The organism is Polycladidibacter hongkongensis (assembly GCF_001561995.1).
In the GTDB taxonomy this organism is placed as follows: domain Bacteria; phylum Pseudomonadota; class Alphaproteobacteria; order Rhizobiales; family Stappiaceae; genus Pseudovibrio; species Pseudovibrio hongkongensis.
In genome coordinates this window covers 1-7,738 of the sequence record NZ_LLWC01000033.1, presented here as the reverse complement: position 1 = coordinate 7,738, position 7,738 = coordinate 1, and the positions used below count along the sequence as shown (strand labels likewise).

Annotated in this window: 3 protein-coding genes and 1 pseudogene; all 4 read left to right on the top strand. The window is 47.5% G+C overall.

Going from position 1 to position 7,738, the window contains the following annotated elements:
• A pseudogene (locus AYK82_RS18050) lies at positions 1-98 on the top strand (IS6 family transposase); the annotation flags it as partial.
• Between the two features lie 375 nt (positions 99-473).
• On the top strand, positions 474-1,169 hold the full coding sequence (locus AYK82_RS14885) for an invasion associated locus B family protein (protein WP_068317722.1): 696 nt from the start codon (positions 474-476) through the stop codon (positions 1,167-1,169).
• Positions 1,166-2,983: a ShlB/FhaC/HecB family hemolysin secretion/activation protein gene (locus tag AYK82_RS14880; protein WP_068317719.1), complete on the top strand. Its 1,818-nt coding sequence runs from the start codon at positions 1,166-1,168 to the stop codon at positions 2,981-2,983. The genes AYK82_RS14885 and AYK82_RS14880 overlap by 4 nt, the downstream gene beginning before the upstream one ends.
• Before the next feature lie 145 nt (positions 2,984-3,128).
• Positions 3,129-7,738: two-partner secretion domain-containing protein (locus AYK82_RS14875; RefSeq protein ID WP_172795254.1), on the top strand; the 4,610-nt coding region annotated here is incomplete at its 3' end.

Sequence of the window (7,738 nt, the reverse complement as noted above, 5' to 3'; positions counted from 1 at the left end):
GTCCTAAACGCCATCGCCTTTCAGCCGCTTCATTCCGCCATGCGCGCAATGACGCTTTTAGCTTATGGAACGACTACACAGCCGAATTGCATGCTTAAAAAGGGTGATAGCGCGTTTATGCGTCTAATTCGAAATAACCTGACAAAGCCCTCATAACTTATAGCTAAGTGATAAAATATGGTTCAAAATTAACGTGACAACACCATTGTGCTACTTCCTAACAATCGCGCAAGGGTGCATTCAAATGAAAAGAATTCGTCTTTAACTAATGTGTTTCTGAAGCTTGAAAAAATGTAGACAACATTTTTCTAACGTATTCAATAAGAAGTGAAGCGAGGAATATTGGATAATTCAAATTTTTGTATTTTTACATTTTTATTAAAACCAAAAAAACAATCTCTTATAGGCAAGTAGATATTTTTACCATATGCAATAAGACCAATTATACAATTTGAGATTTAAAGTGTTGTTGCATGTTGTTTAGTCTTATCAATGGACGCCTTTTTGCGTCCAACCAATGCTGCGTGTATGTCTATTTTTCGATTGTCAGCGCTATTGCTTTACTTTTTAACGCTCACATAACAGCGACAGCCTCTGAGCAAAAACAGTTCGAGGAAGCTCCTCAGACACGCTTTGATGACTGGAGCTTGCAATGCGCACCAATCTCTGATGACACAACCAACCCTCATCAAAACTCGTTTAAACGCTGCGAGATACTTCAGCGTGTCTATGTTGACAACGTAGAAGTTCTTAACGTTACAGTCACGAAGCGACCATCAAGCACTCCCCCCTTCAAAGCGGCGAAAGACTGGCAGCTGGCCGTTATCACGCCCTTGGATTTATACCTGCCAGCTGGTGTGAGGCTAAACTCTGCAAAACACGAGCTTTTGCAAATACCCTTTTCAAGTTGCGGCCTTTCAGGTTGCTGGGGCACTTCGGTTGCCTCTTCAGTCCTGATCGCGGCTTTCAAAAAAAACAACAAAGCCAGTGCACGGTTCCTGATGATCTCTGGCAAACGCGTTGAGGTTGTTTTTTCCTTGCGGGGTTTTTCAAAAGCGCTTGCTGCTTTGCAGTCAATTTCAGCCACTGTGCAGCAAAACAGCGCGCCGGGCCATGCCCAAACAAGTAAGACCCCTAACAAACAATCGAAGCAAGGGGCGGAACAATGATGCAGCCTAGACTTACTTTTCATCGTGGCGTTTTGCATATCAAGTTGGCGAAACTCTTATTCTCGTTCACATGTATTTTGAGCATTGCTCTTATCAAAGGGGCGCTTGCAGCCCCAATTCCAGAGCAAGCGTTACAGCATACGCAGCAGATTAGCAGAGAGAATGCTACGCGCCTGCGTCAGATAGAAGATGCAGCTGAAAAACTGCGCACCGCCCCACCGGCCGCTTCACCCAAGCCAATTCAAGCTAGTGCACCTGTAGAGCCGAAGAGCCGTTGCTTACTTATTCGGCAAATTAAAATAACTGGCGCAACTCTGGTCGAGCAAAGCTCATTGGAACGAGCAGTCAGCAGTTTTTCTGGGAAATGCTTGGGACTGGGAGAGTTTAATCAGATCCTAAAGCAAGTCACCTTGGCATATGTGGATGCCGGATACGTCACGGCGCGCGCGTATTTGCCTGAGCAAGATCTGATGAGTGGCAATCTGGAAGTCAAGATTATTGAAGGCAAGTTGGCTTCGATAGTCTTTGGTGGTGAAGATAGTATCGCAAGAACTGGGTCAGGCTTGGTGGAGCCGGAAGACTTACGCCTTCGCATGGCGTTTCCCGGTCTGATTGGTCGCCCTGTCAATCTTAGAGATCTTGAACAGGGGCTTGATCAGATGAACCGTTTAGCTTCTGTTTCCGCAAAAACTTCAATGCTACCGGGCGAAAAAACAGGCGAAACAATTGTTGAGCTCGATGAGACACGCACAAAGAATTGGCGAGTTAATGCGTCTGTAGACGATATGGGGTCACTGAGTACAGGTCGGTTCCAATCACAGCTGGGGCTAGACTATGACAACCTTCTTCTACTCAATGACACGTGGTCTTTAAGTATTCAAAGGGCGCAAGAACCTCATCCGTTTGCCTTTGACCATATTGCACCAAATAGCACTAGTATTTCAGGAAGAACGTCAATTCCATTTGGGTATTGGACATGGTTTGCAGACGCAAACTGGTCTCATTATCGAAGTGAAATTTATGGTCGTGTTTCGACGATGCAAACGTCTGGACAATCCAATCAGATTAACACAGGCCTAAGCCGCGTTTTGCACCGAGATCAAAAGTCAAAAACTACTTTGCAAGTCTCGATCAAGCGAAAGCAAAGTGACAACTATCTAATGGGTAGTTTGATTGAAACCGGGAGCCGGGCTCTTACTATCGCTGGAACCAAACTGCTTTATTCGCGCCGTACTTCAAGTGGTAGCATGGTCACAAGTCTTGGATATGAGCGCGGGTTGAACTTGTGGGACGCATTTGATGATGGGGAAGCGGTAAAGGGGTCTCCAAAAGGACAATTCAGCAAATTTACTGCCTCATTAGACTACAACCACTCAATGGCTCTTGGGAAGTACCGCCTAACATACAGTGGTAGCGCCTCCGCCCAGTGGAGCCCAGACGAGCTTTTTGGTTCTGAACAGATGTCCCTTGGCGGCGCGGGCACGATACCGGGGGTTCGCTCGGGTATTTTATTCGGTAATAACGCAGCTTTGTTCAAAAACCGCTTCGATCTAGCACTATTGACAAAGTCAACAAGTGATAGGTTCCGGCTTTTTGATCAGGTCACACCCTCATTACAGTTTAATTTGGGGCGCATTTTTCCAAATAAGAAGCACGGAATTAAAGGCGGTACACTCGCCGGTTGGGCCATCGGGTTGTCTGCACAAAAGTCCAATGTAAATTTTAATATCGATTATGGCCGAATAGTTTCGGCACCTAAAGGGACAGACAAAGGCGAGGGCATGTTTTCAGCCCGTGCATCGGTTCAGTTCTAGTTAAAATATTGCCATTTCTTACATTTCTAGGGTTTATATTTTCATGATTAAATTAAATCACGTCCCTTCAAAGCGCATTTCTAAAATATTACTATCTAGTTCCGTTAGTTTTAGTTTGATGCTCAATCCTTTATTGGCGCAGTCTTTGCCCATAAAGGTAGACCCCAAAGCTCCAGCTGCGTTCCAGCCAGAACTGGGTGAAGCCCCCAACGGGATCCCCCTAATAAACATAAGCACACCAACCGGCAGTGGTCTGTCTCACAATAAGTATCTAGACTTTAATGTGGATCCACAGGGCGCGATTCTTAACAACACATTTACCGAATTCGCCCCCACTAAGCTGGGTGGCATCGTACAGACCAATCCGAACTTACTGGAGAGCGGTGCTGCAAGGGTAATATTAAACGAGGTTACGTCAGCCAAAACTTCCAACTTGCTCGGAATTTTGGAGGTTGGCGGAAGCGCTGCTGATGTGGTGATAGCAAACCCTAATGGAATATTGTGTGATGGTTGTGGCTTCATCAATACACCTCGTGTTAGTTTAACAACCGGTCAAGCTCAAGTCGGCCCTGCTGGCAGGTTGACAGGGTTTACAGTCGAAAGCGGACAAATTCGCTTTGGTCCACTTGGTGCACAGTTGGGCTACACTGACCTATTCGATGTAATCTCAAAGAAGATTCAGATCGACGGGCCGATAAAAGGAAAAAAGCTGCGCTTTACAGCCGGCAGTAACAAGTTTGACTATGCAACCGGTCTGATTACCCCAGTTTTAAGCGGGGGTGATGGTATTGGGTTCGCAATCGATTCAACCGCGCTTGGAGGAATGTACGCTGACACGATCTCTCTTGTTGCGACAGACAAAGGGGCCGGTGTGCGTGCACCGCAGGAGATGGCTGCGAACGCTGGTTCAATGCATATTAGTGCCGACGGCAAACTGGTTTTAGGAAGGGCCAGTGCAACTGGCTCGCTTACAGCAAAGTCAGCATCTGCCAACGTTAGCATTCAAAAGTCATTGTTCTCGCAGGCGGATATTACTCTTGAGGGACACACTCTAATTGAGCTGGCAGCAGACAGTTTTGTCGCATCAACAGCTCACTCAAGCATTCGTGCACATTCTATCGAATTGGGGGATGGGGCAAGCCTGCGTGCAGGTGTGGATGTGAGCGGTCGATTAGCGGATGCAGGCGGGGATCTTAGCCTTGAACTCTCAGATGTCGCGCAGATCGCAAAAGGTAGCCTAGCTGCAGCAGGGCAAATCTTAATTAAAGCAAAGCATATCGACCTAGCCCAAGAAAAAACACCTAAGACCGATCAACTGAGTTCCAAACAAGGTATTACCCTAAACATCGACAGCATCGACAGCTCAAACAGCAAGGTTAAAACGCTTGGAAACCTTGCAATCATCGCAACGGATGGGCTGGCATTGAATGGCGGGGAGTTTAAAACAGGTGCAAAGCTTCTACTTGAAGGAAGCAGCATCAATAGCAAAGCGAAACTGCAGGCAATAGGCAGCGCAACACTTAATGCTAGCAGCGGCGATATTATACTGAAAGAAACATTGCGCGGGGATGGCGGTGTTAAATTACAGGCCGCCAAGTCCATCAGCAATCAGGGCGAGATTGTATCTCTTGACCAAGTGGAGATTAAGTCAGCGACCAATGTTACTAATGATGGACTTGTCAACACCAATAGGCTGGAGATAAGTGCTGTCAATGTCACGAATAATGGTTCGTTACTAGCACATAATGGCGCTGCCACCTTGGCGTTAGATGGCATTTTGGAAAACAGCGCCAGCGGAAAACTGGTTGGGGCAGATTCAAACATCAAAGCCAAGTCAGTTTTCAATGCAGGCAAGATAAGCGCCGCCAAAGGTACGCTACACCTGAACTTGCTAGATGCGCTCAACAATAGCGGCTTGATGGTGGCTCAAAAGGCTCTCAAAACGCAGGCGCAAACAATTACAAATTCAGATCGCTTGCTTTCTAGCGGGTCTGTTGAACTTTTCGCCGATAACCAGATTAGCAATGGTGCTAAAATCTTGGCCAAGGGCGGTTTAAAGCTGAAAGGTCGCAGTAGCGATTTCAGTGCCAATATCGACTTGCAGGGTGGCAGTACCACTCAAGCGGGAAGCGCAAGCCTTAAAGCAGCTCAGCTTACAAGCGATGGGGTCTTGAGCACCACAGCAGGTGATTTGTTATTATCTACCACCGATAGTGCGGTGTTTGCCGGACGCGTCATCTCCAACGCCAATACAAAGTATACGGCAAGTGGCACTGTGGCCATTCATGGTGAATTTGCAGCGCTTGCTTCCTTGGAAATCACTGGTAATGGCACATCAGCTGCGGAAATCATCAATAGCAAAAGCGGGTCCATTAAAGCCCGTGACATGGAGTTGCATGCAAATGCCCTTTCATCCGACGGTTTGATTGGTACATCTGGTGGCGATCTTGTTACCAAGGTAGAACAGAACTTTGCCTCAACGGGCAGGTTGCTTTCTACAGGCGATTTGTTGGTACACGTTGATGGCGATTTTGTTAATAGCGGTGAGATCTTAAGCAAAGAGAGCTTTGTTCTTGCCGGGTACCTTGGAGCACGCCCCCTCAGCTACAGTGCTTTGGCCAGCGCGGTGGTAAAAGCCAGAAACATTGAAATAAGTGCAAAAGAGATAGAAAACGCCGGGGTGCTGGAGGCTTATGCGGGGAATTTGGCACTAGCCTCCCAAACAAAGCTAACCAACAAGGCGCAAATTGCAAGCGCTGGCAATATCAAACTTGCAGCTGGCGGATCACTTACCAATGATGCTGGCACGATAAAAGCCGGGCAATCCATATGGCTTGGTGGCGTTGGAGGTACGCGTGGTTCGACGCTGGTGAATTTGAACAATGGTTTGGTCAATGCAGCAACCGAACTTGATATCAAGATGACATCGATTAACAATGCCGGCCGCCTTGGTGCAAGGGATGGCGATCTCCTCATTGATGCAACGAAGGATGTCAGCAATACCGGCCTGTTTTACGGCGGGAAGGATGCGCTACTTAAGATTGACGGTATACTCACCAATGATGCAGGCGACATTCTGGCCGAAAACAACATCTTATTAAGTGGCAGCTCTGGGGCGCAAACAACAGAAGTCCTTAATAAGAATGGCGGTAATGTTGAAGCAATTACCGGCGATTTAGTAGTGAGAGCAAACTCAGTTGTCAATGAAACAAATACCCCGGGTATTGTTGTTGAAACCGAGATTAATAACCTAGACTCTATTGTAGAGACTTTAGGCAAGCGTCACACCAAAACTACCTACACCAAGATCACTGTCGAAACCGAAACCTTGCCTAACAAGGCCAACTTCTCACGCATGTTGGCGGGGAAAGATATTGTCATCTCAGCGGGGAGTGTTGCCAATAACATGGGCATGATCGCCGCCAATAATGACTTGTCTATAGATGCGGCATCCTTTTCCAACTCGGCACGTGATCTGGTTAAAACCACAACGACTGATAAAACTCACAAGTTCTACAAGAAATCGTGCTCAAATCGCATTTTAGGTATGTGTTCATCTTGGAGAAAGGACCACTGGGATACGTCGGAAAAGGATATTGAAACTGAAACCGTTGGCAATGTCTTTGGCACGATAGAAGCCGGTGGCACCGTATCCATAAGTGCTACCGATTTTGTCAAGAATGAAAGCATACGCGAGGGTGCCGAACAGATCGGCCTGTCGTCTGGGACCCGCCGCCCCGATGCCAACGATGCCCCCGCACCTGAAGACTACAACATAGACACCGGTGTGCCAACAGACGAAACCGCAGCAGCATTAAGTGACGCCTCATCGGAGGCCACAACAGGTACGCATCTACCCGTCGCCGGAATTGATGCAGGTATCAGTGCGGTAATCAATCGGCCGCATTTGGTGGTGACCGTTGTTGAACCAGATGCGCCGTTTCTCATCGAGACCCGCCCTGAATTTGTAGATTTGGCAAATTTTGTCGGCTCAGATTACTTTCTTTCGCAATTTGGCGGTTTTGATCCAGACAAAGTGCAAAAGCGCCTTGGTGACGCTTTTGTTGAAACCCGTGTGCTACGCGAACAAATCTTCGCCCTTACTGGGAAAAAGTTGATCGAGAATGTGCCCGATGAAAGAGCACAGATGCGGGCGCTTTACGATAATGCCATTGACGCTCAAAAGCAGCTTAACCTAACTGTTGGCGTTGCTTTGACACCTAAGCAAATTGCGGCCCTGAAAACCAACATCATCTGGATGGAACCTTTGGTCGTGCAGGGCCAAGAGGTGCTTGTTCCAAAAATCTATTTGGCGATGGGCCCCAAACCAGCGTCCAGCGCTCGCATCGCAGGTAAGCAGGTGCTGGTGCAGACAGCTAAAGTTCAAAACTCAGGTGATTTGTTTGCCAGTGACACTTTGACCATCCTTGCCAGCGATCAAATTGATAACAGTGGCGGCCGCTTGTTGGCTGATGACCAACTGAATGTGGAAAGCGCTGGCAATATTATCAATAGTTCTGGCGTGATCAGCGGTACCCGAGTGACGTTGGAGGCAACTGACCTAATCAACGAAACCCAAGTAACACGTGACTTTGGCCGTGACGGCTATTCTGACCGTCTACAGACAACAGCTCTCATTGATGCAGGTGAACAGCTCGATATTACCTTAAGCGGCGATTTGCAAAATACAGGCGCCACACTGTCATCCGGTGCGGATATGAACCTGATAGTTGACGGTGACGCAACATTTACCGC